We start from the raw sequence: 25,264 nt of genomic DNA, 5'->3' as shown, positions 1-25,264 counted from the left end.
ACCCACCGGCCGGGGGAACTTGGCCGCAGCGCTTGTCCGCCGGGCACGGGGTGGCTACCGTGCGGCTCGGGGTGACCGGGATCTCGCGCGCCGGCACCCGCGGTTCCTGCATCCGGTGGGAGGTCCGGTGTCCCTGCTGGCGCGGCCGCTGCGGGCGGCCGTGTGCACCGTCCTGGTGCTTTCGGGATGCGTCACCGCCGGTCCGGCGGTGGCCGCCGAGCCGGCCTGCGCCCACGGCCGGGCCCTGCGTTACGTCGTCACCTTCGACCGCGGCACGACCGAGGCCGCGGCCCGCGCGGAGATCGGCGGCGCGTGCGGGGCCACCACCGTCTACTACCCCCAGATCGCCGTCGCGGTCGCCACCTCGGGTGACCCGGGTTTCGGCGGGCGGATCGGCCTCGACCGGGCGTTCAGCGCGCAGGCCGAGCGGCTGGCCGCGCAGCACGCCACCGAGGTCAAACCGCAGCCGGCGCGGGCGACCCTGCCGGTGACCGATCCCGCGAAGGTGCCCACCGCGGACCTGAGCGCGCGGCAGTGGGACATGCGGATGATCGGCGCGGACCGGGCGCGCGGCGGCCCGGGCGACCCGGAAGGCCCGGCCGTTCCGGCAGGCCCGGCCGTTCCGGCCGGTTCCGGAGGCTCGGCAGGCCGCCGTGACGTCGTCGTGGGCGTGCTCGACTCCGGGATCGACCCGGACCACCCGGACTTGAGCGACGCCCTCGACCGCGACGACTCCGCCGGCTGCCTGACCGGCGCTCCCGACCGGTCGCCGTCGGCTTGGGCGCCGACGACGTCGGTGCACGGCACGCATGTGGCAGGGATCATCGCGGCGGCCGACGACGGGCGCGGAGTGACCGGGGTGGCCCCCGGCGTGAGCCTGGCGTCGGTGAAGGTGATCGACGACCGCGGCTACGCCGACCCCGAAGCCGCGGTGTGCGGCCTGATGTGGGCTGCCTCACGGCACATGCGGCTGACGAACAGCAGTTTCTTCGTCAACCCGTGGACGCTGTCGTGCATCCGCGGCAGCGACCGCGGCGTGGTGCACGAGGTCCTGGCCCGCGCGGTCGAGTACAGCACGTCGGCGGGCACGCTGAACGTCGCGGCGGCGACCAACGAGGCCGTCGACCTGACGCCGTCGGCGCACTCCGGCGCGCCCGGGCCGGGCACCGGCTGCGCGGCCCTGCCGGCCGGGCTGCGGGACGTCGTCGCGGTGTCCGCCGTCGGGGCCGGCCGGGTGAAGGCGGGCTACAGCTCCTACGGGCTGGGCGTGATCGACGTCACGGCGCCGGGCGGGGAGACGGGCGAGTGCGTGCTCTCGACGGTGCCGGGCGGGTACGCGCCGCTGTGCGGGACGTCGATGGCCGCGCCGCACGTCACCGGCGTGCTGGCGCTGCTGGCGTCCGCTTCGGAAACGGCCGGGCCGCGGCAGCTGCGCCGCACGCTCGAGGCGCAGGCGACCCCGATGCCGTGTCCCGCCGACTACGACCTGACCGGGGACGGGCTGCAGGACGCCTACTGCGCGGGGTACGAGGGGTACAACGGGTTTTACGGGCACGGCATGGTGACCGCGCCCGCCGCGGCACCGAGCGGACGGCCCGACCCGGCCCGGTGACCTCCGGCGTCACGTCAGGAGCAGTTTCGCGATCCGGCGCGTCGACGCCCACAGACCCACCGCGCCCAGGACCAGCAGGTACGCCAGGTTGATCAGCATGCCGCCGGACAGCAGGCCCGTCGCCAGGCCGCGCATCAGCTCGATCGCGTGGTACAGCGGCAGGCAGCGGACCACCCACTGCAGTGGCTCCGGGTACACCGACAGCGGGTAGAACGTGGTCGCGAAGAGGAACATCGGGGTCAGGCCCAGCTGGATGTAGTCGAACTGGGACGTCGACCGCAGGAACGTCACCAGTGCCATGCCGATCGCCGAGAACGCCAGGCCGACCAGCAGGGCCGCCGGGAGCATCAACAGCGCCCACCACGACGCCAGCAGCCCCATCGCCGCCGCGATCGCCAGGAACGCCACCGCGTAGATGCCGCCGCGCGTGATCGCCCAGCCGATCTCGCCCAGTGCCACGTCCAGCGGGCCGATCGGGGTGGCCAGCATCGCGTCGTACAGCTTCGCGTAGCGCAGCTTGAAGAACAGGTTGTACGTCGATTCGAAGACGGCGCCGTTCATCGCCGACGTCGCCAGCAGCGCCGGCGCCACGAACGCGACGTAGCTCATCGGGTGCCCGCCCGGTCCGGTCACCTCGGTGACCAGCCTGCCGAACCCCAGCTGGAACGCCAGCAGGTAGAGGAACGGCTCGACCGCGCCGGACAGGAAGATCAGCCAGCTGCCGCGGTACACCATGACCGAGCGCTCGACGAGCATGCGGGCGCGGCCCGCGTACAGCCCGGGCGGGAGGATGCGCAGCAGCAGCCCGGCCCGGGTGGTCTCCAGGGTCGCCATTCAGACCACCAGCCTCCGGTAGAAGGCCCGGTGCGCGAGCACCCACCCGGCCGCGAACAAGGCCGCCAGCACGGCGAAGTGACCGGCCAGCGCCCAGCCGCCGACTCCGCCGATGCTCAGGCCGCGAGCCAGCTGGGTTCCGTGCCACAGCGGCGAAAGCCAGGCCAGCCAGCGGATCGCGGCCGGCAGCTGGGAGATCGGGAAGAACGTGCCGGAGAACAACGTCATCGGCATCACCACGAAGCGGAAGATCAGCCCGAAGCGCTGGCCCTCGTCGAACGTCCGCGCCGCCAGCGCGGCCATCGGCGTGGTGCAGGCGAGCCCGGTGACGGTGCCGGCCAGGATCACCAGCAGCACGCCCGGGCCGGTCCAGGCGCCGAAGAACAGCGCGACGAACGCGTAGATCAGGCCCGCGAGCGTCAGGCGCAAGGCCGACCAGATCAGGTGCCCGCCGAACACCTGGCCCGGCGACACCGGCGTCGCCGTGACCGCGAGGTAGTCCTTCTGCCACTTGAACCCGGACAGCACGGGGTAGCTCGACTCGCCGACCGCCTGCTGCGCGGCGCCGGCCGCGAGCAGCGCGGGCGCGATGTACTGCAGGTAGGACAGCCCGCCGGTGACCGCGCCCGGCCGCACCTGCGAGCCGAACCCGAGGCCCATCGCGGCGAGGAAGAGCACCGGCTGGAGGCCGGTGGAGTACAGAGTGGACAGCCAGTGGCGGCGGTACCAGGTCCAGTGCCCCTCGACGCGCAGCCAGGCGCCGTGCCACTTGCCGACCACGCGGCCGGTGGATTCGACGGTCGTCATCAGTCCACCAGCGTCCGGCCGGTGAGCCGGAGGAACACGTCCTCCAGCGAACTCCGGCGCACCAGGCTCGACAACGGCCGCACCCCGCGGGAATGGGCGTGCTCCAGCGCGTCCTCGCCGTCGTCGCTGTACATCAGCACCCGGTCCGGCAGCACCTCCACGCGCTCCGCCAGCCCCTCCACCCGCTGGGCCGCGCTCACCTGCTCCCCCGGCGGGAACCGGAGCTCGACCACCTCGCGCGTCGAATACCGCCGGATCAGCTCCGCCGGCGAGCCCTCCGCCGCGATGCGGCCGTGGTCCATCACCACCAGCCTGTCGCACAGCTGCTCGGCTTCGTCCATGTAGTGCGTCGTGACGATCAGCGTCGTGCCCTGGGCCTTGAGCCGGAACAGCCGATCCCAGAGCAGGTGGCGGGCCTGGGGGTCGAGCCCGGTCGTCGGCTCGTCGAGCAGCAGCAGTTCCGGGTCGTTGACCAGCGAGCGGGCGATCGTCAGCCGCCGTTTCATGCCGCCCGACAGCGGGTCGACCTTGTCGTCGGCCCGGTCACCCAGCTGAGCGAACTCCAGCAGCTCCTCGGCCTTGCGCCGGGCCGCGGCTCGGGACAGGCCGAAGTAGCGGCCGTAGATCAGCAGGTTCTCCCGGACCGTCAGCTCGACGTCCAGGTTGTCCTGCTGCGGCACCACGCCGAGGCGCGCGCGGATCCGCGGCCCGGCGGCCTCCGGGTCCAGCCCCAGCACGCGGAGGTCGCCGTCGGTGCGGGGCGACACGCACGCGATCATCCGCATGGTCGACGACTTGCCGGCGCCGTTCGGGCCGAGGAAGCCGAACGACTCCCCGCGCCGCACCTCGACGTCGATCCCGCGCACGGCTTCGAACTCGCCGAAGCGCTTCATCAGTGCCTTCGCCTGCACCAGTGCCGGTTCCCGGTCCTCCGAATCGTCCACGCTTCGCACCATAGGGCCCACCACCGACAAAAACCGAACGGATTAGCCGCGGACGGTCACGACCAGCGTCCGGGTCACCCCGTTGACCGTCACCGACAGGCGCGCGACACCCGGCCGGACCGCCGTCAGCACGCCCGTCGAAGGATCGAAGGAAACCACGCCCCGGCCGACCTTCCAGTCCGCGCTCACCGGGTACGACACGGGCACGTCGCGGGTCCCCTGCCGCAGGGTCGCGCGCACGTCCGCGCGCGCACCGGGCGCCAGCTCCGACGGCCCGGTCAGGGAAAGCGAGTCGACGTTCGGCCGCGTCTCGAACCGCACCGGCTGCGCGCGGTCGGCCGGGTCCACGCGCAGCAGCGTCCAGCCGACGAACCCGCCGTCGCCGGGCGCGGCCGCGGGTGCCTTGCCGGAGTTGCCGTTCACCAGGTACGGCACCCCGTCGACCCGCGACAGCGAGAACACGCCCGCGTGCGAGGCCACGGCGGCGGCCGGTTTGCCGGAGCGCTGCTCGAACCCGGTCAGCCACTGGGTCAGCAAGGTCGCTTCCTTCCGGTCGCCGAGCTGGGAGTTCCCGGTCGGGCTCGGATCCTGCACGGGGTGGTGCATGGCCACGACGACCCCGCGCACGGACCGGTCGGAAGCCGCCGAGCCGAGCGCCGACCGCAGCATCCGGACCTGGTCGAACCCACCCGCCCGCAGCGAGCCGCGGGAGGAGTCCAGGAGCACCAGCCGGATGCCGTGGACGTCGACGACCTGGTGCGTCACGCCGAAGGCGGCCTGGAAGTTCGCGAGGCCGTTGCCGCCTTCGGCTTCGTGGTTGCCCGGGACGTAGTACCAGGGCACCTTGCCGTCGAGCTCGTCGGCGATCACCTGCCGGGCCAGCACGAAGTCGGGCGCGGTGCCGCGGTCGACGAAGTCGCCGTTGATCAGCACCAGGTCCGGTTTCGCCGCGACGGCTTCGCGCAGCGCCCGCCGCGCTTGGGCGACCAGCGGCCCCGCCGGGTCGTCCGCGGTGAACTGGGCGTCGCTGACCACCGCGACCCGCAGGCCGCCCGCGAGCGTGCCGTCCGCGACCAGCGCGGGGTCGCGCGGGGCCGGGTCGGCGGGCACGGCCGTCACCGGCGCCACTTCGAAGGTCAGGTCGTCGAACACCAGCCGGCCCTCGTACTGCTGGTCCGGCACGTTCTCGACGGCGTAGAAGCGCGCCAGCCGCTGGCCGGAGGGCAGCCCGGCCGGGATCGCGGCGGTGACGTACCGCCAGCCCGTCCAGTCGACGCTCAGCGCAATGTCCACAATGGATGGAACATTCGCGGCGTCCCGCAGTTCCGCTCGCAGCCACGCGCCCTTGCCGTCGCCGTGCACCCAGAGCCCGATCTTCTGCGTGCCGTCGGGGACCGCGAGCGGGGACGACGGTGTCACGTAGGCCGCGCGCGTCGCCGTCGTCCCGGTGAGCCGGTAGTCGAGGGCGAGCCCGGCGCCGCCGTCGCGGCCGGGCGCGGCCGACAGCGCCGCGCCGGCGACCGCCGGGAACACCGTCGCCGTCCACCCCGCCGGATCGTCCAAAGAGGAGGCGATCCGGGGCACGGTGCCGACCGACGCGGCCAGGTGCGTGGTCAGGCCCGCGGCCGCCGCGGTGATCGCGGTCGCGCCGGACGCGGTCAGCGCGGTGACCGCGTACCCGTCGCCCGACGGCTCGACCCGCACGACGGAGTGGTCGTAGCCGAGCTTGACGTCGCCGGGCTCCAGCCAGGTGCCGTAGCCGTCGGCGTCGTAGCCGTAGACCTTGAACGTGCTTCGCGCCCCCACAGCCGACAGCGCGACCTGCTCGGTGCTGGTGCCCAGCCGGACCGGCTCGCCCAGCACCGAAACCGCCGTCTTCCCGGACGCCCGGCCGGAGCGCGCGACGACGTCGACGCCGCCCGCGCCGTGGCCGGTGACGACGCCGCGCGTCACGGTCGCCCGCCGCGGGTCGGAGGTGCTCCAGCGCGGGTCGGCGGCCACCGCGGCGCCCGTCTCGTCGTGGCCGTCGGCGACCAGGTGCCGGGTCGAGCCGGACAGCACGCGGTTCGCGCCGTCCGCCGCGACCGCCGGTGCCGGCGCGAATCCGGTGAGCTTGCCGCTGCCCGGCACGGTCGTGAAGCCGATCCCGTTGGGTACCAGGCGTTCCCCGCCGTCGGAAGGTGCGTTCCGGACGCTCGGCGCCGCTTCGCCTTCGTTGCGCGCCAGGAGCGTCGACGATCCGCCGCCGTCGAGGTTGACGGCGTCGTCGGCACCGAGGCTTTTCAGGTGGCGGGCCAGTTCGAGCTCGGTCATCCCGCGGCTGTCAGCCTGCCTGCCGTCCACGGTGGCCAGCCACATCTTCCGGCCGTCGGCGGAGAAGCCGACTGCGGTCCGCGGGTGCATGGCCACGGCGTCGACCGGCTGGACGACGCCGGCGCGGACCAGGACTTCGTTGCCGCCCACCGCGACCGCGATCTTCCCGGCGTCCGTGCGCGGCGCGTACGTGACGCCGACCGGGTCGCCCGGCTTGAGCGCGGCGAGCGCGTCCGCCCCGGCTTCGCGGGCCAGCAGCACGGTCGTCCCCGCCGCGATCGGCCCGTCGGCAGGCTGCTCGCGCACGGCGGCGACGACGCCGTCGCGCAGCTCCGCTTCGCGCACCCGGGACGCCCCGGCCACCGACGTCCGACGTCCCGAGGCGCCCCACAACGGCGTGTAGACGCCGATCGCGTCCGTACCGAGGACGGGGCTGTTGAAGTTGGTCGCCTGCACGGCACCGCCGGGCAGCGTCACGGTGGCTTCGAGGAAGACCGAAGCCAGCCGCGCCTTGCCTTCTTCGGTGATCGACGCGGTGAGGTTGTGCCCGGCGGCGGGGGCGGTCTGCAGCTGCCCGCGGTCGATGCCGACGCCGATCGGCGCGCCGGTGGCGGTGATGTCGAAGAAGTCGCCGTTGACGCCGGCCACCGCGCCCGCCCGCGCGACCTGCTGCGACAGCGGCGTGCGCGCGGAAACCGTGCCGGGACTCAGGTACGCCGGCTTCAGCACCTTGCTGTCCAGGTCGACGGCGAGGGTGTCGCCGCGGATCCAGCCTGCCGGGTCGAACCGGTCGAACTGGGTGAGCTTCAGCCCGGGCGCGACCTCGGTGGTCGCGCTGCCGGTGACGAGCCCGTCGTCGGGGTCCGCGGTGGCGAAGCCTGCCGGGCCCTCGTGGGCCGACGACGCGGCGGGCGCGGCCTCGACCGGCGGCGTGCCGAGCGGCGCGGCCAGGGGGTCGGCGTGGGCGGGGACGACGAACACCGTCGCGAACAGGGCGACGAACGGCAGCGCTACGCGTGACTTCTTCACCAGCTACCCCGGTATCGAGTGAGAGTGAGCCGGGATCAGCTCAGCGCAGCAGCACGGCCAGGGGAAGGCTTCCGGGTGAACGCCGCCTGAATGGTCTAGAACACCATCAGGGGGTGAGGGGCGCCTCGAGCAGCGCGGTCGCGGCGTCGCCGTCGATCCGAGGGACCGGGCCGGTGCGCTTCCACAGGCGCAGCAGGAGATCGCGCGCGGGGGCTTCGACGCTCGCCGCGTCGGCGGCGGCCGAACCCAGCGCGGGCGGCTCGCCGGGGTGGACGGTCCAAACGTCGCCGGTGTCGGTGGCGCGCAGGGTGACGGGCCCGGACAGCCGCGGCACGGCGTGCCACCGCGTCACGCGCGGCAGCATCGCGCCGAGGACCTCGTCGACGCCGTCCGCGGCCACGGCCGGGTCGAGCACGTGGTCGCTGCCGAGGTCGGCGAGGTGGATGGCGGTCTCGTGCACCTGGCGGCGGTACCAGAACGCCTTCGTCTTCCCGGTGCCGCCGAAGTGCCAGCACGGGTCTCCGGGGTCGGCGGCCTCGAGCTCGCCGAGCAGGAGCTGCGCGCTTTCGGAGTACCACGCCACGAGGTCGTCGCTCGCGCCGGTGGCGAAGTCCTGCGGGTGCACCTCACCGGTGCGGACGATCGTCGCGGCCCAGCGGTGCACGTTGCCCAGGTGCGTCGCGAGGTCGGTGACGGTCCAGCCGGCGCAGTCGGGCACCGCCGCGGCCGGGTCGGCGGTGCGCAGCGCGTCGGTGAACGCGCCGGTCAGCTCGGCCAGCACCGGCACGTAGGTGCGGGGCGGGAGCGGCATCGTCGTCATGGGGTCTCCGGGGCGGTCCGGGGCCACGCGAGCGCGTGGCCCCGGGAGCGGATCACAGGTCGGGGAACCAGAGCTTCAGCTCGCGCTCGGCCGACTCCGGCGAGTCCGAGCCGTGGACCAGGTTGTACTGGGTCTCCAGCGCGAAGTCGCCGCGAATGGTGCCCGGGGTGGCCTTCTCGACCGGGTCGGTGCCGCCGGCGAGCTGGCGGAACGCCGCGATGGCGCGCGGGCCCTCGACGGCGAGCGCGACCAGCGGGCCCGACGTGATGAACTCCAGCAGCTCGCCGAAGAACGAACGCTCCTTGTGCTCGACGTAGTGCTCCTCGGCCAGGGCGCGCGGAACGGTCCGCAGCTCGAGGGCGGCGAGCTTCAGGCCCTTGCGCTCGATCCGCGAGATCACTTCGCCGACGAGGCCGCGCGCGACGCCATCGGGCTTGACCAGGACCAGCGTGCGTTCAGTCACGACGGTATTTCTCCTTGGTGCGGTGGGTTCGGTGCCGTGGTTTCGGTGCGCGCGAGCCTAGCCGACCCTGTTCAGCGGCCCGCCGGGTGCAGTGTCTTCGACCACAGCGAGGTCCCGGTGGCGTCACGGAGATCGACCGTGAGGTCGCCGCTCGCGCCGTCGACGTTCAGCTCGCCGAAGTGCTGGAAGCCGTCGATCGGGGCCGTGTTCGCCGACGGCGGGGCGTGCACGAACACCGCTTCCGGGCCGAACGTCGGGTCCAGCGTGTTCGGCCCGAACGCGCCCGCGTTCAGCGGCCCCGACACGAACTCCCAGAAGGGGTCGAAGTCCTGGACGGCCGCCCGGTCCGGCGAATAGTGGTGCGCCGCGGTGTAGTGGACGTCCGCGGTCAGCCAGACGACGTTGCGGACGCGGCGGCGCTGGATCTCCCGCAGCACCCACGCGAGCTCGGTCTCCCGCCCGCCCGGCGCGCCCGGCAGGTTGTTCGCCACCGCTTCGATCGCGGTGCCGTCCGGGACGACAAGGCCCAGCGGCATGTCGGCTTGGACGATCTTCCACGTCGCCGTGCTGCGGCCGAGCGCGTCGGCCAGCCAGCGGGCTTGCGCGTCGCCCAGGATGTAACCCGGCTTCGTCCGGTCCGCGGTGTTGGCGTTGCGGTAGGTCCGCATGTCCAGCACGAAGATCTCGACGCGCGAGCCGTAGGGGAAGCTGCGGTAGACGCGGCCGTCGACGGCCTGGCGCGAGTCGATCGGGTGCCATTCGTGGAACGCCTGGTACGCCCGCGGCGCGAGGACGTCGACGCGCTTCTCGGTGTAGGCCGGGTTGTCGAGGATCTTGCCCGGGTACCAGTTGTTCAGGACTTCATGATCATCCCACTGGACATAGGCCGGCACCTGCGCGGCGAAGCTCTTGAAGTGGTCGTCCAGGCGGTTGTACGCGTGCTGGCCGCGGAACTCGTCGAGGGTCTCGGCGACCTTCGACTTCTCCGGGGTGACGACGTTGCGCCAGGTCCGGCCGCCGGGCAGGGTGACGGTCTCGGTCAGCGGGCCGTCCGAATACACCGTGTCGCCGCTGTGCAGGAACAGGTCCGGGCAGCGGGCGGCCATCGCCGAGAAGATCGTCATGCCGCCCAGCTCGGGGTTGATCCCCCAGTTCTGGCCGACGACGTCGCCCGACCAAACGATCCGGGTGTCGCGGCGGCCGACCGGTGCGGTGGCGAACCGGCCGGTCAGCGGCTCGCTCGTGGTGCGCCCGTCGAGTGCTTCGGCGGTCACGCGGTAGTGGTACCCGGTGCCGGGCCGCAGCGCCGCGACGCGCACGCGGCCGGTGCCGCCGCTGCCGGGACCCACGAGCGGGCCGGGCACGCGGCGGGCGTGCCGGAACGACGGGTCCCGGGCGATTTCGACGACCAGGCGCGACGGCCGGTCGGCGCGCGACCAGACGATCGCCGAGCCCGGCGTGACGTCGCCCGACTGGACGCCGTGGGTGAGCACCGGCCGGTCGCGGCGGACGAGCGGGACCGCGGCGAAGGCCGTGGACGGCACGACGAGGCCGGCGGCGACCGCGGTGGCGCCGGTGAGCCCGGCCTTGAGCAGCGTGCGGCGGGAGTGGGGGGTCGGTTCGGTCATGCGCGGTTTCTATCCCGCCGCGGCCAACGCCGGTTTGCGCGCGGGTGAACGAAGACCGGGGGTTTCCCCCATGGGCGGCGGTCGTCGCCGTCGGTAGCGTGGCGATCACGACAAGGGGGTACGAATGACGCACATCCGCAAGGCGCTGGCCGTTTTCGCGGCGGCGCTCTCCGTCACCGCACTCGGGACCGGGGTCGCGACGGCGGGGGAAGCCACCGCGAAAGCCGTCCTGCGCTACACCGAACACGGCGTCCCGCACATCGTCGCCGAGGACTTCGGTGGCCTCGGCTACGGGTACGGCTACGCGGCGGCGACCGACAACGTCTGCGAGCTCGCGAAGATCTACGTCACGGTGAGCGCGCAGCGGTCGCGGTACTTCGGCCCGGACGGCGAAGGCTATCCGTCGCTGTCCGAGGCGAAGAACAACCTGCACAGCGACCTGTTCTTCCAGCAGATCAACGACTCCGGCGTGGTCGACCGGCTGGCCGCGCAACCCGCGCCGCAAGGGCCGCGGCCCGAGGTCCGGCAGATCGTTTCGGGCTACGTCAAGGGGTTCAACGCTTTCCTGGCCCGCACCGGCCGGTCCGGCATCACCGACCCGGCCTGCCGCGGCGCCGGCTGGGTCCGGCCGATCACCGAACAGGACTTCTACCGGCACTTCTACGCCATCGCGGTCACCGGTGGCCTGGGCTTCGTCACCGAGGGCCTGTTCGCGACGCCGCCGTCCGGCACGGCGGCCGCGAGCCCGGGCACGGCCGCGCAGCTGTCCGCGAGCCTGCGCGACGGGCTCGGCAAGGGCGGGCTCGGCAGCAACGGCATCGCCATCGGCGCCGACGGAACCGCGGCGGGCCGGGGCAGCGTGCTGCTCGGCAACCCGCACTACCCGTGGCAGGACGGACGGCGGTTCTGGCAGAGCCAGCTGACCATCCCGGGCCGGTTCGACGTCGCCGGGGCGAGCCTGCTCGGCATGCCGTTCGTGATGATCGGGCACACCGCGGACGCGGCCTGGACGCACACGGTCTCGACCCCGGTCACGTTCGGCCTGTTCGAGGTGCCGCTGACGCCCGCCGACCCGACGACCTACCTGGTCGACGGCAAGGCCGAGAAGATGACCTCCCGCGAGGTCACGGTCCAGGTGCGGCAGGCCGACGGCACGCCGAAGCCGGTCCGCCGGACCTTCTGGTCGACGCGGTACGGCCCGGTCCTGGACGACGTCGGCGGGTTCCCGGTGCCGTGGACGGCAAAGTCGGCGTACACGCTGCGTGACGCCAACGCCACGAACCTGCGCGGCCTCAACACGTGGTTCGAACTCGACCAGGCCCGCAGCACCGCGGACGTCGCCGGCGCACTCGGCCGCACGCAGGGTGTGCCGTGGGTCAACACCATCGCCACCGACCGGGCGGGCAACGCGCTCTACGCCGACGTCCAGGTCGTCCCGCACGTCACCGACGAACTGGCGAAGGCCTGCAGCACTCCGGTGGGCCAGGAGACGTTCGCCGCCGACGGACTGCCCATTTTGGACGGTGGGAAGTCGTCGTGCCGGTGGGGTTCGGACCCGGGCGCGCTGGAGCCTGGGATCTTCGCGCCGGCGCGGCTGCCACAGCAGCAGCGCCGGGACTACGAGCTGAACACCAACGACAGCGCCTGGCTCGCGAACGCCCGCGCCCCGATCACCGGTTACCCGCGGATCGTCGGCGACCAGGGCACCGAGCGCAACCCGCGCACCCGGGAGGCGCTGCTCACCGCCGAAGCGGGCGGGTTCACCACGGACTCGATGAAGAAGATGCTCTTCGCCGACCACAGCCTGTTCGCCGATCTGGCGGCGGGGGACCTGGCGAAGCTGTGCGCGTCGTTCCCGGACGGGCAGGCTCCTTCGTCGGCCGGCCCGGTTCCGGTCGGCCCGGCCTGCACGGCACTGGCGAGCTGGGACCACAGCTACACGCTCGACAGCCGCGGCTCGTTGTTGTTCCAGCGGTTCGCCACGCGGCTGGGCGACGTTGCCCGGTTCACCGTGCCGTTCGACCCGAAGGCCCCGCTGACCACGCCGAACACGCTCAACGTCGGGGACGCCGGCGTCCGGAAGGCGTTCGGTGACGCGATCGCGGAGCTTCGCGCGGCGGGCCTCGCGCCGGACGCGCGGCTGCGTGACGGCCAGTCCGTCACCCGCAACGGCGAGCAGATCCCCATCCACGGCGCGCAGGGCTTCCTCGGCGTGCTCAACGTGATGACCCCCCGGTGGGACCCGGCGCGCGGGAACACCGAGGTCGTGCACGGCTCCAGCTACATCCAGGTCGTCGGCTTCAGCGGGCGCGCGTGCCCGGACTCCTCGACGTTGCTGACGTATTCGCAGTCGGCCAACCCGAAGTCGCCGTACTTCAGCGACCAGACGAAGCTCTACAGCCGCGGGGAATGGGTGCAGGAACGCTTCTGCGAGGCCGACATCCTGCGCTCCCCCGCGCTGCGGGTGGTCGTGCTGCGCTGACCGCCCAGGCGGAGGCGGGCGCTCAGCCGCCCGCCTCCGCCGACAGCGCACGCAGATCGGCGAAGGCCTCGTCGAGGTGCGCGTCCAGGCTGCGCGCGGATTCCCGGATCCACGCTCCGGCCGCGTGGTGGAAAGTGATCCAGCCGACGTGGGCGGCCAACGCGGCGAGCCGGTCGCCGACTCCCCGCCCGCGCAGCGCCGCCGCCAGGGCATCGGCCATCGCCGCGGCCTTGGCCAGATCGCGCTCCCGCAGCGCCGGGGTCGCGGCGATGACCGCCAGCCGCGGTTCGGCGAACGGCCGGTTCTCCGCCAGGGTCCGCCCGGCCGCCCGGAAGGCGCGGATCAAGACTTCGAGCGGCGCCAGGTCCACGGGCGCGTCGGCCACCGACCGGGTCAGGTCCGCCCGCAGGGCGGCTTCGCCGTCGAACAGCACTTCGCGCTTGTCCGGGAAGTGCCGGAAGAACGTGCGCTCGGTGACGCCGGCCCTGGCGGCGATCTCGGCCGTGGTGGTCCGGTCGAAACCACGCTCGGCGTACAGCTCCAAAGCCGCCTGCTGGAGGCGGCGACGCGCATCTTCTCCGCTGCGTGGCACCCCGTCAGGCTACCCGTAACGCCAGTGACTGACACTACGCGGTAGGGTTTGTAGCGTCAGTCACTGTCACTACCCTAAGAAGGTCCCCATGCACGTCTTCGTCACCGGCGGTTCCGGCCTGACCGGCCCCACCGTCGTCGCCGAGCTGATCGAAGCCGGTCACACCGTCACCGGCCTGGCGCGCTCGGCCGCGGCCGCCACCCGGCTGGAGTCGCTGGGCGCCACCCCGCACCGCGGCTCCCTGGACGACCTCGACAGCTTGAGCCGCGGCGCCGAAGCCGCCGATGGTGTCCTGCACATGGCCTTCGGCGGCGACTTCGCCGACCCGGACGACATGATGCGCCGCGACCGGACCGCGATCGAGACGCTCGGCCGAGCGGTGGAAGGCTCCGGCAAGCCGTTCGTCAGCACGTCCGGCACGCTGGTCATGCCGGCCGGGCGCAAAAGCACCGAGCAGGACGAGCCCGACACCGCCGGGATCGCCGCGTTCCGGATCGCGGGCGAGCGGGCTTGCCTGGACTTCGCCGATCGCGGCGTGCGCGCGAGCGTCGTCCGGCTCGCCCCGACCGTCCACGGCCCCCGGGACCACGGCTTCATCGGCATGCTCGTCGACACCGCGCGCAAGACCGGGAAGTCGGCGTACGTCGGAGACGGCGGCAACCGGTGGCCCGCGGTGCACCGGCTCGACGCGGCGGTCCTGTTCCGCCTGGCTCTGGAGGAGGCGCCGGCCGGCAGCGTGCTGCACGGAGCAGCGGAAAACGTCCGGTTCCGGAGCATCGCCGAGACGATCGCCCGGGGCCTGGACCTGCCCGCGGTGTCACTGACGCCGGAGGAGGCCGCCACGCACTACGCGAGCCCGTTCATGGCCATCGTGTACGGCTTCGACGCGCCGGTCTCCAGCACGTTCACACAAGATCTGCTCGGCTGGTCACCCCGCCACCCGTCACTGCTCGACGACGTGGTGCGGGGCGACTACTTCTGAGGGATCAGGCCCGGGGCGGCTGCTGGCTGGCCAGCGTGCCGGCCGCCATGCGGCGGGCGACGTCACGGCGCAGCCACAGCAGCCACAGCCAGACCGCCAGGAAGAGCACGCCCAGCACGGCGATCGCGGGCAGCCAGAACACCAGCGCGATCAGGACCCCCTGCAGCGCGAGGATCACCGGCACCGCCCACGGGCGCTTGACGAACCCGCAGGTCAGCAGCAGCACCACGGCCACCGCGATGACCGTCCAGCCGGTGCCGGTGGACAGGCCGCCGCCGAGCTTGTTCACCACCGGCAGGGCGAGGGCGACCGTGATCGCCTCCATGATCAGCGTCCCCGACATCACGCCGCGGAAGCCCTTCATCGGGTCCTTCGGCTTGGGGACCTCCTGCGAGGTCACGCAGGCTCCTTCCCGAACAGCGTGCGCGCCTCGCCCGCGGTGACCACCGAGCCGGTGACCAGCACGCCACCGCCGGCGAGCGGCTCCTCGGGGTCGTCGCTGGTCTCCACCAGCGCGATCGCCGTCTCGATCGCCGTCTCCAGGTCCGTCTCGGCGACGACGCGATCCTCGCCGAACACCGAGATGGCCAGCTCGTTGAGCTCTTCCAGCGGCATCGAGCGGGGCGAGGAGTTGCGCGTCACGACGATGTCCGAAACCACCGGCTCGAGCGCGTCGAGGATGCCGTGGGCGTCCTTCTCGGCCATCACGCCGACCACCGCGACGAGGCGGCGGAAGGCGAACTCCTCGGAGACGCCGGCGGCGAGCGCGCGGGCGCCGTGCGGGTTGTGCGCCGCGTCGAGCAGCACGGTGGGCGCCGAGCGGACGCGCTCGAGCCGTCCCGGCGTCTCGACCTCGGCGAACGCCTCGCGCACGGCCTCGGCGACCAGCTGCCTGTCCTTGCCCGCGCCGAAGAACGCCTCGACCGCGGCCAGCGCGAGCGCGGCGTTCGCGGCCTGGTGGGCGCCGTGCAGCGGCAGGAAGATCTCGTCGTAGACCCCGCCGAGGCCCTGCAGCTTCAGCAGCTGCCCGCCGACGGCGATCTCGCGCTCCAGCACGCCGAACTCGCTGCCCGCGCGGGCGACCGCGGCGTCGACCTCGACGGCGCGGTCCAGCAGCACCTTCAGCACCTCGGGGTCCTGCTCGCCGATGACCGCGACCGAGCCCGCCTTGATGATCCCGGCCTTCTCGCGGGCCGCGCCGAGGACGTCCGGGCCGAGGTACTCGACGTGGTCGAGCCCGATCGGGGTGATGACGGCGACTTCGGCGTCGGCGACGTTCGTCGCGTCCCAGGCGCCGCCCAAGCCCGCTTCGAGCACCGCGGCCTCCACCGGGGCGTCGGCGAACGCGGCGAAGGCCATCCCGGTGAGGATTTCGAACTTGCTCATCGCGACGCCGTCCGCGGCCGCACCGTCCACCATGGACACGTACGGCGCGATGTCGTGCCACAGCTCCGCGTAGCGCGCGGCGGAGATCGGCCGGCCGTCGAGCGCGATCCGCTCGGTGACCAGCTGCAGGTGCGGGCTGGTGTAGCGGCCTACACGCAGGCCCATCCGGGTCAGCAGCGCGTCGATCATCCGCGCGGTGGAACCCTTGCCGTTCGTACCGGCGACGTGCAGCACCGGGTAGCCGCGGTTCGGCTCGCCCAGCAGCTGCGTCAGCGCGGAGATCCGGGTCAGCGACGGCTCGATCTTGGTTTCCGGCCAGCGCTGGTTCAGCTCGGCTTCGACGGCCATCAGCTCACGCCGGGCCTCCGGCCCGTCCGGGCTGCCGTACACCTCGGGTTCGCCCTGGTCGTCGAGCTCGTGCAGCTCGGCGTCCTCGGGCACGGTGAGGTCGGGCACGGGTCCGGTGGCGAGGTTGTCGCCGAGCTGGCCGACCCCGCCGATACCGCCGCGGGAGCCACCGCCCGCGTCGAAGGCGGCGTCGTGGGCGTCCAGCTCCGGGTCGTGGTCGTCGGACTCCTCGTACCCCGACGTCCCCAGTTCGTCGACGCCCGCGAAGCTGTCCAGATCCGACAGGTCCGGCCTGCGACCTGTCTCATCCTGCGGCACTGAATCTCCTCCGGCCTGGGGTTTCGCACTTGCGGTCCGAGTCTACGTGCGTGACTGGTGGCACTCTCGACGCATGCCGTTCAACCACAACCACCACTACCACCCGCTGCTGCTGGACCTGCTGCCGCCGGGCCCGGGGATCGCGCTGGACGTCGGGTGCGGCACCGGCCGGTTCGCCCGGCGGCTGGCCGCGACCGGGATGGCGGTGGAGGCGGTCGACGTCTCGGCGGCGATGGTGGAGGCGGCGGCCGGGCTGGGTTCGCCGGGACCCGGCGAGATCGTCTACCGGCAGGCCGACGTCACCACCGACGCCCTGCCCGAGGCTCACTACGACTACATCTCGTGCCTGGCGTCGCTGCACCACATGCCGTTCGAGACGGTCACCAAGCTGCGCCGCGCGCTGGTGCCGGGCGGCGTGCTCGTGGTGCTCGGCCTGGCGAAACCGAGCACGCCCGCGGACTGGGCGCTGACCCTCGCTGCGATCCCGGTCAACGCGCTCGCGCGGCTGGTCGTCTACGCCGGCGAGCGGCTGAACGGCGGCCCCGAAGACGGTCCGAAGGCCCCCGTCGTCGACGACTACCCGACGATGGCCGAGCTGCGCCGCGAGTCGGCCCGGCTGCTGCCCGGGAGCACGGTCCGGCCGCTGCTCTTCTGGCGCACGTTGATCACTTACCGTGAGCCGGGTGACGGGGACCCGACTGGCGGGTGAAGTCCGTCCCGTCGGCGGCCGGCGCTCGCTACATGTGGAAGGAGTGTTTCCGGAACAGAACGGGGTCTTCATGCGCACCACCCGGCTGCTCGTCGCCGTCTTCTCGGCAGCCATCCTGCTCCCCACCACCGCGGCCGCCGCGCCGGCCGCGGAGTTCCACCACTACGTCGCCCTCGGCGACTCGTACACCTCCGGGCCGTTCGTCCCGGTCCAGCGGCTCGATCCGCTCGGCTGCGGACGTTCGACGGCGAACTACCCGTCGGTCGTGTCGGCCGCGCTGCACGTCGGCCGGTTCACCGACGTCAGCTGCGCCGGCGCCGACACGGGCTCGATGACCCGGCCGCAGAAGGTGCCGCTCAACGGCACCAACGCCCCGCAGCTGGACGCGCTGCGCCTCGACACCGACCTGGTCACGCTCGGTATCGGCGGCAACGACTTCGACCTCTTCGGCAGCCTCGTCTCGACGTGCCCCGGCCTGCGGGCGGGTGACCCGACGGGCAACCCCTGCGAGGAGCACTTCGACGGCTCCGTCACCTCGGCGATCGACACCATCGGCCCGCGGGTGGCGGCGGTGCTCGCCGCGATCCACGAGCGGTCGCCCCGCGCGCGGGTCCTGCTGGTCGGCTACCCGCGGATCGCGCCGGAGCAGGGCTACTGCCCGAACGTGCTGCCGTTCGCCGACGGCGACTACGCGTGGCTGAACAGCGTCGAGGAAGCGCTGAACCGGATGCTGGCCGACACCGCGGACGCGGACGGGAAGGCCGAGTTCGTCGACACCTTCGGCCCGTCCGGCGGCCACGACGCGTGTGCGCGCGGCGGCTCGGCGTGGATCAACGGCAAGGACCAGAACATCTTCGAGGCGGCCGCCTACCACCCGGTGAAGGCCGGGATGGCCGGTGTGGCGGCGGTGGTGCTCAAAGCGCTGCGCTGACGAAGTCCAGCACGAGCCGGACGAACTCGTCCGGCCGCTCGGCCGGAGCTCCGTGCCCGGCGTCGATTTCGGCGGCGCGCGCCCCGGGGATCGCGGCGACCAGCTCCCGCTGCTGGTCCGCCGTGACAATCCGGTCGTGCGCGCTGCCGAGCACCAGCACCGGCGCGGTGATCTGCCCGAGCACGGGTCGCAGGTCGACGCCGCGGTCCGCTTCGATCTGCCGGTCGGCGCCGGGCTCGATCACCGTCTCGAGCACCTTGACGAGCTGTTCGTTGCTCTCGGCGGTGGCCTGCTCCCAGTAGCGCGGGCCGAACGCCATCAGCGGGAGCATCCGGGCGAACGTCGCATGGCCGTGGGCGAGCAGGTCGAGCCAGTAGCGGAACTCGGCGTCCTGCCGGACGTCGGTGACCGGCCAGGCGGCGTGCAGCACCGCCGAGCGCACCCGGTCCGGGCGGGTCCCGGCCAGGTGGGCCGCCACCACGCCGCCGAGGGAGTGCCCGACGACGTGGGCCGCATCGACCCCGGCGTGGTCCAGCACGGCCGCGGCCTGGGCGGCAAGGGTCTCCACGGTGAGCGGGCCGCCGCGGTCGGTGGTCAGGCCGGAGCCGGGGAAGTCCGGGGCCAGGACGGTGAACCCGCCGGCTTCCGCGATCAGCGGCCCCCACTGTTCGCGGGACGCGGCGGTGCCGTGCAGCAGGAGCAGGGCGGGGCCGCCGCCGGTCCGGTCGTAGTGGACGACGGCGTCTTCGAGGGTCACTTTCGGCATGGCCGGCTCCTTCAGGCGGTGATGGTCCGGAACGCGGCGGTGAACGCGCGCGGGTTTTCCTGGTGGGGCACGTGCCCGCACCCGTCGATGACGTGCACGCGGGCACCGGGTGTTTCCGCGGCGCAGCTGCGCGGCACTTCGAGCGGGATCTGGGCGTCGAGCTCGCCGTGCAGGTAGTCGATCGGCACGGTCAGCGATCCCAGCCGCGGCCGTGGGTCGTAGGTGGTGGCCTCCGTGAACAGGGCATCGATGTAGACCCCGGAGTCGAGCAGCTGGCGGACGGTCCAGTCGATGAGCTCGGGCGCCGCCTGGGGACCGAACCAGCCGGGCACCCAGCCGGCGAGGGTGCCGGGCCGGTCGTCGACGAGCTGGTCCAGCAGGGTGTGCACGGTGGCGAGCATGCCGGTGCCGGGCCAGTACCCGGGACCGTCGACCGCGACGACGCGCTCGACGAGCTCGGGCCGGGCGAGGGCCAGCTCGGTGGCGAAGACGCCGCCGATGCTCGACCCGACGACGGTGGGTTTCACGCCCAGCCGGTCGATCACCGCGGCGAGGTCGGCGGTGATGCCGTCGATGGTGGTGCCGTCGGCCGGGTGGTCCGAGCGGCCGCACCCGCGCCAGTCGAGCGTGATGACGCGGTGGTCGCGCACGAGGTCCGGCAGGCACGACTGCCAGACCCGGCCGCTGGTGCCCCAGCCGTGCACGAGCAGCAGGGCCGGGCCGGTGCCGGCGTCTTCGTAGTGGAGGCGGGTTCCGTTGACTTCCATGGTGGGCATGCCATGAGCCAACCGCGTCCGGCGGCGCTTTCCGATGACCATCCCGCTCGTACACTGATCACGAGGACTGATGAATGGGGGCGTCGTGGAGCTGCGTCAGCTGAGGTACTTCGTGACGGTGGCCGAGGAGCTGCACTTCGGCCGCGCGGCGGAGCGGCTGCACATCGTCCAGCCGGCGGTGAGCCAGCAGGTCCGGCGGCTGGAGCGGGAGCTGGCGGTGTCCCTCTTCGTGCGAACGACGCGAAGCGTGTCACTGACGGAGGCCGGGCAACGGTTCCTGCCGCGGGCGCGAGCCGTGCTGGCGGCGGCAGTCCGGGCGGTCGACTCGGTGGCGGAGTTCCGTCCCGCGGGGGCCCTGGTCCGCCTGGGGACCAGCGAAGGCCTCGGCGATCGGCTGGAGGTGCTGCTGGGAGCCTTCACGCGGCTGGCGCCTTCGGCATCCTTGGAGCTGGTCCACGCGCCGACTCCGCAGCGGCTCCAGCGGGTGCGCGACGGTTCCCTGGACGCGACCATCGTGCGGGGTTCCTGGCCCGGTGCGGGCCTCGACTTCACTCCGTTGTGGACGGACGAGGTCGTGGTGGCGCTGCCGGCCTCCCACCCGTTGGCTTCTTCGCCTTCCGTCGAGTTCGCTTCGCTGGCCTCGCTTCCGGCGCGGTTGAGCCCGCCTTCGCGCAATCGGCCGTTGTACGACCTGGTGGTGTCTTCCTGCCGCGAGGCGGGCTTCGAGCCGGTACTGGGCAAGGAGTTCACCACGGCGCAGGACACGCTGGGGACGCTGGGCTTCGGCCGTCCACACTGGACGGTGTTCTACCGGGCCCACGCGAACCTGCTGCCGGTGCCGGGCGTGGCGTTCCGGCCGTTGAAGAACCCTTCGCCTCGGATGCAGACGTCCTTGGCGACCCCGGCGGACCGGCGGCTGACGCCGGAACTGGTGGCGTTGATCGAAGCCGCGCGGACCGTCGAGGCGACCCCGTAACGGGCGGAACGTCACCGACGACCCTTACCGCGTGCCGGAAACTTTTCAGATGGACCGCGTAGACCGCATCGCCGACATCTTGTACGGCGTCGCGTCGGGAGAAGGCCTGATCGGGTACGCCCCTCTCGGCAGGCGCGTCGGTGTGCAGCCGAACCACCTGGGCGGCTTTCTCGAGCAGGTGTCCGAACGCGCAGCCGATCGGGACGAACCGCTGTGGAGTGCGCTCGTGGTGTCGAAGGGCAGCGGTCTGCCGAGCAGCGGGTTCTATGTTCTCGCCCGGCGTCTTCGCGACGAATACGCGCGTTTCGAGGACCACGAGATGTGGGCCCGGGAACGACGCCGGTGCTACGACGCCGCTCACTCCGCCTGAACCCACGGCGAAGCCCGGCACTCACCACCGAGTGCCGGGCTTCGTCGTCGAAACCTCAGGCAGCCGGGAGCGCCGCCAGCCGAGCCGTGATGCGGTCGATGTCCGCCGCCGCTGTTTGCTTGCGGGTTTTGATCTTCTCGACCACGTGCTCCGGGGCCTTCGCGATGAATGCCTCGTTGCCGAGCTTCGCGTCGGTCTGGGTCAGCTCCTTGCGGGCCGCCGCCAGGTCCTTCTCCAGCCTCTTGCGCTCCGCGGCGACGTCGACCGTGCCGGACAGGTCCAGCTCCACCGTCACCACGCCGTCCGCCAGGGCCACCTCCAGGGACGCACTGGCCGCGAACTCCGGGGACGGGGCCGTCAGGCGCACCAGTGACCGGACCGCCTCCTCGTGGCCGCCCGTGTAGCCCGCCAGGCGGGACGCCACCTTCTGGCCCGGCTTCAGGCCCTGGTCCGCGCGGAACCGGCGGATCTCCGTCACCAGCTTCTGGACGTCCGCGATCCGGGCGTCGGCCACCGCGTCGGCGTAACCGGACGGTGCGGACGGCCACGAGGCGACGACCAGCGACTCGCCGCCCGTCAGCGCCGTCCAGAGCTTCTCGGTGATGAACGGGATGAACGGGTGCAGCAGCCTCAGCACCGTGTCCAGCACGTGCCCCAGGACGGCCTGCGTCGCGGCGATGCGCTCGGCATCCCCTTGGTACAGCTGGACCTTGGCCAGTTCGAGGTACCAGTCGCACAGCTCGTTCCAGGTGAACTGGTAGAGCGCGCCCGCGACCTTCGCGAACTGGAAGTCCTCGAACAGACCGTCCACTTCGGACACCAGCGCGCCGAGACGCCCCAGGATCCAGCGGTCCGCCTCCGTGAGGTCACCCGGCGCGGGCAGCGGGGCAGCGACCGAAGCCCCGTTCATCATCGCGAACTTCGTCGCGTTCCACAGCTTCGTGCAGAAGTTGCGGGAACCCGCCGCCCATTCGTCGGCCAGTGCCATGTCCGCGCCCGGGTTCGCGCCGCGGGCCAGGGTGAAGCGGGTGGCGTCCGCGCCGTACGCGTCCATCCACTCCAGCGGGTCGATCACGTTGCCGCGCGACTTCGACATCTTCTTGCCCTGCGCGTCCCGGATCAGGCCGTGCAGGTACACGTGGTCGAACGGCTGCTTGCCGTCCATCTGGTGCACGCCGAACATCATCATCCGGACGACCCAGAAGAACAGGATGTCGTAGCCGGTCGACAGGACACTGGTCGGGTAGAAGCGATCCAGGTCTTCCGAAGACGAAGGCCACCCGAGCGTCGACATCGGCCACAGGCCCGAAGAGAACCACGTGTCCAGCACGTCCGGGTCCTGGGTCCAGCCCTCGCCGGACGGCGGCTGCTCGTCCGGGCCGACGCACACCACGGCACCGTCCGGGCCGTAGTACACCGGGATGCGGTGGCCCCACCACAGCTGGCGCGAGATCGTCCAGTCGTGCATGTTGTCGACCCAGTCGAAATAGCGCTTGCCCAGCTCCGGCGGGTGGATCTTGGTCCGGCCGTCGCGGACCGCGTCGCCGGCCAGCTTGGCCAGCTCGTCGACCTTGACCCACCACTGCAGCGACAGCCGCGGCTCGACCACCGTGTCGCAGCGCGAGCAGTGCCCGACCGCGTGCACGTACGGCCGCTTCTCGGCGACGATCCGGCCGGCCTCGCGCAACGCGGCGACGACCGCCGGACGAGCCTCGAACCGGTCGAGACCCTCGAACGGCCCGGGCGCGGTGATTTCGGCGCGCTCGTTCATGATCGTCAGCATCGGCAGGTCGTGCCGGCGGCCGATTTCGAAGTCGTTCGGGTCGTGCGCCGGGGTGACCTTCACCGCACCGGTGCCGAACGCCGGGTCGACGTGCTTGTCGGCCACGATCGGGATGCGACGGCCGGTGAGCGGCAGCTCGACCTCGGTGCCGACCAGGTGCGCGTACCGCTCGTCGTCCGGGTGGACGGCGACGGCGGTGTCGCCCAGCATCGTCTCCGCGCGGGTGGTGGCCACCACGATCGCGCCATCGCCGTCGCCGTAGCGGATCGACACGAGCTCGCCGTCGTCGTCGTTGTGGTCGACCTCGATGTCCGACAGCGCCGTCTGGCAGCGCGGGCACCAGTTGATGATCCGCTCGGCCCGGTAGATCAGGCCTTCGTCGTAGAAGTTCTTGAACACCGTCTGGACGGCCTTGGACAGGTTCTCGTCCATGGTGAACCGCTCGCGCGACCAGTCGACGCCGTCGCCGAGGCGCTTCATCTGGCCGAGGATCCGGCCGCCGTACTCGGCCTTCCACTCCCACACGCGCTCGACGAACTTCTCGCGGCCCAGGTCGTGGCGCGAAAGGCCCTCGCCGGCCAGCTGACGCTCGACCACGTTCTGCGTGGCGATGCCGGCGTGGTCCATGCCCGGCAGCCACAGCACCTCGTAGCCCTGCATGCGACGGCGGCGGCTCATCGCGTCCATCAAGGTGTGGTTGAGGGCGTGGCCCATGTGCAGGCTGCCGGTGACGTTCGGCGGCGGCAGTACGATCGAGAACGGCGGCTTCCCCGACGAGGCGTCGGCCGTGAAGTACCCGGCCGCTACCCAGCGGTCGTACATCGGTGCTTCCTCGGCGGCCGGGTCCCAGGCACCCGGAAGGTCGGTGGTCTGCTGCGGAGCGTTCTCGGTCACAATGGACAAGTCTACGAACTCGTCACGGCGGGTCACCCAGGGGGAAGGCACTCGGACGATGGCAGAGCCTCAGCAGCCGCAGGATCCGGACGACCAGCGCCTCGAGACGCACCCGGACCTGATGAACCCGGACTGGCGGAAACACGCCGAACGGGACGCCTGGCTGGGCGCGAAGAAGGACCTCCGGAAGCGCCGCAAACGCGAGCGCCGCACGGGCGGCTTCCAGCAGCCGGGCCACAGCCGCTGGCCGGGCGTGCTGGCCCTGCTCCTCGTGGTCGGCCTGGTTGCGGCGGCGATCATCGTGCACCAGATCCAGGGCGTCGGCGTCAACGAATTCGCGTACTTCGGGTAACGCCCGTCCCCCGCCGTCGATGATCAGTCGACGACCTTGGGGGGACGCACGTGGACGAGGACGACCTGTTCGGTTCGCACCCGGACCTGATGGACCCGGAGTGGCGCAAACACGCGCAGACCGACGCGTGGCTGGGCACGGAGAAGGACCGCAAGAAGTTCCGCAAGCAGCAGAGACGCGGCGGCCGGCAGCCCCGCGGGCGCTGGTGGGGGTTCGCCGCCTTCCTGGCCGTCCTGGCCGTGACGACCACGCTGATCGTGCTGGCCGGCCGCCGGCCCGCCCAGGACACCGCGGCGCCGGACCCGGCCCCGGTGCCGGCCGTCGCGGCGCCGAACCCGACCTCGGTGGCGGCCGTCGCGCCCGTCGACCTGGCCCGGCCGTACGCGCACACCCCCGCCGACATCTGGCCGAAAGGCATGGACGGCATCACCTCGCCCGCCGCGGCCGCGGTCGGCGCGTTCAAGGCCGCGGCGGTCGCGGACGCCTACGCGAAGGTCCGGCAGGCCATCGCCGCCGCCAACCTGGACCCCGCGCTGCTCTACCGGCACGATCCGGCCGGCTTCCTCGCCCAGTTCGCGCCGGACGACCGCGCCCAGCTGGCGCCGCGGCTGACCAAGAAGCCGAGCAAGGGCGACGAAGGCTTCGACGCCTACGTGACCGAGATCGCCGACGGCTACCACCTCCTCGACGCCGGTCCCCGTACGTTCGGCACCCTCACCGCGCACGCCGGCGACAAGCCCGGCGAACTGGCCGTGGACGCGAAGTACGTCGTCGCCTACGCCTTCGACAACGCCCAGCCGCAGGCGCTGACCAGCCCCAACGAGATCGTCAGCTTCCTGCGCGTTGACGAGACCTACGTGGTCGCCACCGGCTCCGGGCTCGCGAAGTCCAGCCGCGGGCTGTGGATCGACGGCGGGCAGAGCGCGCTCTGGTCGGTGGGCTGCGCCGCCGCCAAGGAGGGCTACCTGGCCCCCGGTTACGCGAACCCGCCCACCGGCGCCCCGGGCGCAGTCGACCAGGACGCCCCCGGCTACTACGACCCGAAGTACCCGGTCCCCACCCTCGACGACTGCTCGAACTGACTCCGTCGCAGCGGAACACGTCCCAGAGGAATAGGTCACAGCCGAGATACACAGTCTGGACTGCACA

At 72.5% G+C, this 25,264-nt stretch carries 22 protein-coding genes; 9 read left to right on the top strand and 13 right to left on the bottom strand.

Annotated elements, in window-relative coordinates; genetic code table 11:
• Positions 1-127 precede the first annotated feature (127 nt).
• Positions 128-1,612, top strand: coding sequence for a S8 family serine peptidase (locus tag AB0F15_RS27590; protein WP_360276114.1), 1,485 nt, complete (start codon positions 128-130; stop codon positions 1,610-1,612).
• Positions 1,613-1,621: 9 nt separating this feature from the next.
• Here the strand turns inward: AB0F15_RS27590 and AB0F15_RS27585 are convergent, their stop codons facing one another.
• The 7 genes from AB0F15_RS27585 to AB0F15_RS27555 all read right to left on the bottom strand — a co-directional run bounded on the left by AB0F15_RS27585 (position 1,622) and on the right by AB0F15_RS27555 (position 10,450).
• Entirely contained in the window at positions 1,622-2,446 is an 825-nt protein-coding gene (locus AB0F15_RS27585) for an ABC transporter permease (RefSeq protein WP_360276112.1), read from the bottom strand.
• Positions 2,447-3,253, bottom strand: coding sequence for an ABC transporter permease (locus AB0F15_RS27580; RefSeq protein WP_360276109.1), 807 nt, complete (start codon positions 3,251-3,253; stop codon positions 2,447-2,449).
• The gene (locus tag AB0F15_RS27575; RefSeq protein WP_360276106.1) at positions 3,253-4,209 is read right to left on the bottom strand and encodes an ABC transporter ATP-binding protein; all 957 of its coding nucleotides are present in this window, start codon (positions 4,207-4,209) and stop codon (positions 3,253-3,255) included. Before AB0F15_RS27575 ends, AB0F15_RS27580 begins: the two co-directional genes overlap by 1 nt.
• A 30-nt stretch (positions 4,210-4,239) precedes the next feature.
• Complete coding sequence (locus AB0F15_RS27570; protein ID WP_360276104.1) at positions 4,240-7,539, bottom strand: phosphodiester glycosidase family protein; 3,300 nt, start codon at positions 7,537-7,539, stop codon at positions 4,240-4,242.
• A 106-nt stretch (positions 7,540-7,645) separates the two neighbouring features.
• Positions 7,646-8,359 carry a maleylpyruvate isomerase family mycothiol-dependent enzyme gene (locus AB0F15_RS27565; RefSeq protein WP_360276101.1) on the bottom strand — a complete coding sequence of 238 codons (714 nt, stop codon included), beginning with the start codon at positions 8,357-8,359 and terminating at the stop codon, positions 7,646-7,648.
• Between the two features lie 52 nt (positions 8,360-8,411).
• The gene (gene ndk, locus AB0F15_RS27560) at positions 8,412-8,822 is read right to left on the bottom strand and encodes a nucleoside-diphosphate kinase (protein ID WP_360276098.1); all 411 of its coding nucleotides are present in this window, start codon (positions 8,820-8,822) and stop codon (positions 8,412-8,414) included.
• A gap of 71 nt (positions 8,823-8,893) precedes the next feature.
• Complete coding sequence (locus AB0F15_RS27555) at positions 8,894-10,450, bottom strand: alkaline phosphatase D family protein (protein ID WP_360276095.1); 1,557 nt, start codon at positions 10,448-10,450, stop codon at positions 8,894-8,896.
• Positions 10,451-10,574: 124 nt separating this feature from the next.
• Between AB0F15_RS27555 and AB0F15_RS27550 the strand changes: the two genes are divergently transcribed.
• Positions 10,575-12,932: a penicillin acylase family protein gene (locus tag AB0F15_RS27550; RefSeq protein WP_360276092.1), complete on the top strand. Its 2,358-nt coding sequence runs from the start codon at positions 10,575-10,577 to the stop codon at positions 12,930-12,932.
• Positions 12,933-12,954: 22 nt separating this feature from the next.
• Here the strand turns inward: AB0F15_RS27550 and AB0F15_RS27545 are convergent, their stop codons facing one another.
• On the bottom strand, positions 12,955-13,524 hold the full coding sequence (locus tag AB0F15_RS27545; protein ID WP_360276090.1) for a TetR family transcriptional regulator: 570 nt from the start codon (positions 13,522-13,524) through the stop codon (positions 12,955-12,957).
• An 88-nt stretch (positions 13,525-13,612) separates the two neighbouring features.
• Between AB0F15_RS27545 and AB0F15_RS27540 the strand changes: the two genes are divergently transcribed.
• Positions 13,613-14,506 carry an SDR family oxidoreductase gene (locus AB0F15_RS27540; RefSeq protein ID WP_360276087.1) on the top strand — a complete coding sequence of 298 codons (894 nt, stop codon included), beginning with the start codon at positions 13,613-13,615 and terminating at the stop codon, positions 14,504-14,506.
• Between the two features lie 4 nt (positions 14,507-14,510).
• Here AB0F15_RS27540 and AB0F15_RS27535 read toward each other — a convergent pair whose 3' ends face one another.
• Positions 14,511-14,906 (bottom strand): DUF4233 domain-containing protein, encoded by a 396-nt coding sequence (locus tag AB0F15_RS27535; RefSeq protein WP_360276085.1) that lies wholly within the window; start codon positions 14,904-14,906, stop codon positions 14,511-14,513.
• Positions 14,903-16,558, bottom strand: coding sequence for a folylpolyglutamate synthase/dihydrofolate synthase family protein (locus AB0F15_RS27530; RefSeq protein ID WP_360276082.1), 1,656 nt, complete (start codon positions 16,556-16,558; stop codon positions 14,903-14,905). Before AB0F15_RS27530 ends, AB0F15_RS27535 begins: the two co-directional genes overlap by 4 nt.
• Before the next feature lie 73 nt (positions 16,559-16,631).
• On the opposite strand from AB0F15_RS27530, the gene AB0F15_RS27525 reads away from it, so the two are divergent.
• Entirely contained in the window at positions 16,632-17,267 is a 636-nt protein-coding gene (locus tag AB0F15_RS27525) for a methyltransferase domain-containing protein (RefSeq protein ID WP_360276080.1), read from the top strand.
• Between the two features lie 70 nt (positions 17,268-17,337).
• On the top strand, positions 17,338-18,198 hold the full coding sequence (locus tag AB0F15_RS27520) for an SGNH/GDSL hydrolase family protein (protein ID WP_360276077.1): 861 nt from the start codon (positions 17,338-17,340) through the stop codon (positions 18,196-18,198).
• On the opposite strand, the gene AB0F15_RS27515 is transcribed toward AB0F15_RS27520, so the two are convergent.
• Both AB0F15_RS27515 and AB0F15_RS27510 read right to left on the bottom strand, forming a co-directional pair.
• The gene (locus AB0F15_RS27515) at positions 18,182-18,964 is read right to left on the bottom strand and encodes an alpha/beta hydrolase (RefSeq protein ID WP_360276074.1); all 783 of its coding nucleotides are present in this window, start codon (positions 18,962-18,964) and stop codon (positions 18,182-18,184) included. The genes AB0F15_RS27520 and AB0F15_RS27515 overlap by 17 nt on opposite strands.
• An 11-nt stretch (positions 18,965-18,975) precedes the next feature.
• Entirely contained in the window at positions 18,976-19,740 is a 765-nt protein-coding gene (locus tag AB0F15_RS27510; protein ID WP_360276071.1) for an alpha/beta hydrolase, read from the bottom strand.
• Between the two features lie 70 nt (positions 19,741-19,810).
• On the opposite strand from AB0F15_RS27510, the gene AB0F15_RS27505 reads away from it, so the two are divergent.
• Positions 19,811-20,716, top strand: a complete 906-nt coding sequence (locus tag AB0F15_RS27505; RefSeq protein WP_360276068.1) for a LysR family transcriptional regulator — start codon at positions 19,811-19,813, stop codon at positions 20,714-20,716.
• A gap of 49 nt (positions 20,717-20,765) precedes the next feature.
• Positions 20,766-21,086 carry a hypothetical protein gene (locus tag AB0F15_RS27500; protein ID WP_360276066.1) on the top strand — a complete coding sequence of 107 codons (321 nt, stop codon included), beginning with the start codon at positions 20,766-20,768 and terminating at the stop codon, positions 21,084-21,086.
• 55 nt (positions 21,087-21,141) lie between these two features.
• Here AB0F15_RS27500 and AB0F15_RS27495 read toward each other — a convergent pair whose 3' ends face one another.
• The gene (locus AB0F15_RS27495) at positions 21,142-23,763 is read right to left on the bottom strand and encodes a valine--tRNA ligase (RefSeq protein ID WP_360276063.1); all 2,622 of its coding nucleotides are present in this window, start codon (positions 23,761-23,763) and stop codon (positions 21,142-21,144) included.
• A gap of 58 nt (positions 23,764-23,821) precedes the next feature.
• On the opposite strand from AB0F15_RS27495, the gene AB0F15_RS27490 reads away from it, so the two are divergent.
• A complete protein-coding gene (locus tag AB0F15_RS27490) occupies positions 23,822-24,115 on the top strand; it encodes a hypothetical protein (protein WP_360276061.1) in 294 nt (97 codons plus the stop codon).
• 50 nt (positions 24,116-24,165) lie between these two features.
• Positions 24,166-25,197: a hypothetical protein gene (locus AB0F15_RS27485; RefSeq protein WP_360276058.1), complete on the top strand. Its 1,032-nt coding sequence runs from the start codon at positions 24,166-24,168 to the stop codon at positions 25,195-25,197.
• Positions 25,198-25,264 lie beyond the last annotated feature (67 nt).

Source organism: Amycolatopsis sp. NPDC026612, from assembly GCF_040638285.1.
Classification (GTDB): Bacteria; Actinomycetota; Actinomycetes; order Mycobacteriales; family Pseudonocardiaceae; genus Amycolatopsis.
The sequence above is the reverse complement of the archived record's forward strand: the minus strand, read 5'-3'. Positions and strand labels throughout refer to the sequence as shown.